This is a genomic window from Burkholderia sp. Cy-637 (assembly GCF_011753175.1).
In the GTDB taxonomy this organism is placed as follows: Bacteria; Pseudomonadota; Gammaproteobacteria; order Burkholderiales; family Burkholderiaceae; genus Burkholderia; species Burkholderia gladioli.
Genome location: NZ_VWWC01000352.1, coordinates 1 through 2,022 on the forward strand (window position 1 = coordinate 1; position 2,022 = coordinate 2,022).

Sequence of the window (2,022 nt, forward strand, 5' to 3'; positions counted from 1 at the left end):
CGGGCCGTGAGGCGGCGCTGGCCATCGTCAATCCCAGCTCCGCCAGCGCCTGGCGGCTGCCGGCCAGCACGCAGGCCTCGCCGGGATTGACGATGGCCAGCGCCGCCTCGCGGCCCGCGCACAGCGCCTCGAGGTCGGCACGGCCCAGGCCGCGCACGAACAGCATGCCTTCGTCGCCGGCGCTGGCCACGTCCATGGCCTCGGCGCGCGCGGCGATCAGGTCGAGCGCCTCGATCGCGCCGATCCGCCCGGCCACATGCCAGGCCGCCAGCTCGCCGACGCTGTAGCCGGCCACGCAACGCCGCCTCGGCAGCAGCGGCGCGAGCCGCGCGTGGGCCGCCAGCGCCTGCAGGGTGCAGAGCAGTTGGGCGGCGCGATTGGCGCGCAGCGCATCCTCGTCGGCGCGACGCAGCCAGTCGCGCGGATCGGCGCCGAACCAGCGCGAGGCATGGGCGAACCAGGGCTCGACCGTCGCATCCTCGCCGATCCAGTCGAACATGTCGGGGCCTTGCTGGCCTTGCCCGGAACAGAGCAGCGCGATCGTCATGGCGCTTCGAAGCCGTCGACGAACAGGCTCATCGCGAGCAGGTCGGCCGCGCCGCCCGGGCTGAGGCGCCGCGCCACGAAGGCGCGATGCACGGCCTCGGCGCGCGCGAGCCAGTCGCTCGCTGCCACGCCGCCGCGCGCCAGGAATTCGCGCGCGCCGCGCTGCGCGAAGGCCAGCCCCTCGGCGCCGCCGCGATGCAGCAGGTTGGTGTCGTCGAGCTCGGCGATCAACGCGAAGCAGGCCTGCACGCGCGCGGCCGCCTCGTCGCCGGGCCGCAACTCGCGCGCCTCGCGCAGCGCGGGCAGCCCGATCCGGTAGACGCTCGGGAATCCGTCGGCCGCCTCCTGGCGCGCGCCGCCCACGCCGTGACGACGGATCGCGATCTCGCCATGGCTGTCGGATGGACGGGGCCCAAGCAGGATCTCGGCGCCCCATTGCCGCGCCACGCAAGCGCCCAACGTCTGCCCGGCGGCCGTCCCGAGCGCGGCCGCATGGCGCAGACCCGCGGCCGCGCACAGCAGGCCCAGCCCGAAGATCGCCCCGCGATGCGTGTTCACGCCGCCGGTGGCGGCCAGCATCGCGTGCTCGGCGCGCAGGCCGATGCGGCGCAGCGCGGCCATCTCGCGACGCTCGGCGCCGGCGCGCGCGAGTTCGGCGAGGTACGGGCCGATCGCGGCGGCGCTGCGCGCGAAGGTGCCGGCGTTCATGTCCAGATGACTGCCATTGTCGACGCGGCTGACCAGCCCCGGCTTCGGCCAGGTGTCCACCTCGAGCCGCAGGCAGCGCTCGGCGAAGGCGCCGATCATCGCCTCGGGCCCCTCGGCCGGCCGATCCGGCTGGCGGGGCGTGGGCAGGCGCAAGCGCAGGCGGCCCATCACACGGCCCCCGCCAGGAAATCTCGCGGCGCGAGCAGCCGCACTTCGGTCGCGGTCTTCACCATCACCTCGTCCTGCCCCGCCTGCAGTTCGCGCCAGTTCGCGCCGGCGCCGTCGACGCGGATCACCTCGCCGTCGATGCGCATCGGCGCACCGGCCTCGCAGGCGGCCACGTCATCCAGCATGGCGGCGAGCGTCGCCAAGCCGTCGCCGGCGGCATCGAAGCCGGGCGGCAGCTCGAACAACAGATCGAGATCGGAATTCGCGGAAAGATAAGGCAAGCCCGTCAGCCCTTGCCAGGCCAGGCTGCCGAACGCGCGGCAGACGATCCGGTGACGGCGCGTGATCGCCTCCAGCGCATCGAGCGTGGCGCGCCAGGCGGGCGGCGCGACTTCACGCAACGAATCCAGCGCGGGCGGCCGCTCGATCGAGACGATCGCCTCGGCCGCCAGGCTCACGCCGATCCGCCGCTTGCCGAGCGAGGGCGGCAGCGGCAGGCCGAGCGGCACGCCGGGACGGGCCGCGTCGCAGGGCCCCGGGCGCCGCACCATCAACGGCCAGCCGCGCACGGCCCAGTCACGCAGCACGGGCCGCGCGGCC

2 protein-coding genes and 1 pseudogene are annotated in these 2,022 nt (G+C 75.2%); all 3 read right to left on the reverse strand.

The annotated features are described in order from the left end of the window. Positions 1-547 (reverse strand): annotated as a pseudogene (locus F3J10_RS35385) (malonate decarboxylase subunit epsilon); the annotation flags it as partial. Beyond that, complete coding sequence (mdcB, locus tag F3J10_RS35390) at positions 544-1,353, reverse strand: triphosphoribosyl-dephospho-CoA synthase MdcB (RefSeq protein ID WP_167244027.1); 810 nt, start codon at positions 1,351-1,353, stop codon at positions 544-546. The gene mdcB and the pseudogene F3J10_RS35385, both read right to left, overlap by 4 nt. 68 nt (positions 1,354-1,421) lie before the next feature. Beyond that, the coding region (mdcG, locus tag F3J10_RS35395) for a malonate decarboxylase holo-[acyl-carrier-protein] synthase (RefSeq protein WP_167244026.1) at positions 1,422-2,022 on the reverse strand (601 nt) is incomplete at its 5' end.

Excerpts from the sequence above, each read along its gene's own strand:
- mdcB (WP_167244027.1), bottom strand. The coding sequence starts at position 1,353 with ATGATCGGCGCCTTCGCCGAGCGCTGCCTGCGGCTCGAGGTGGACACC.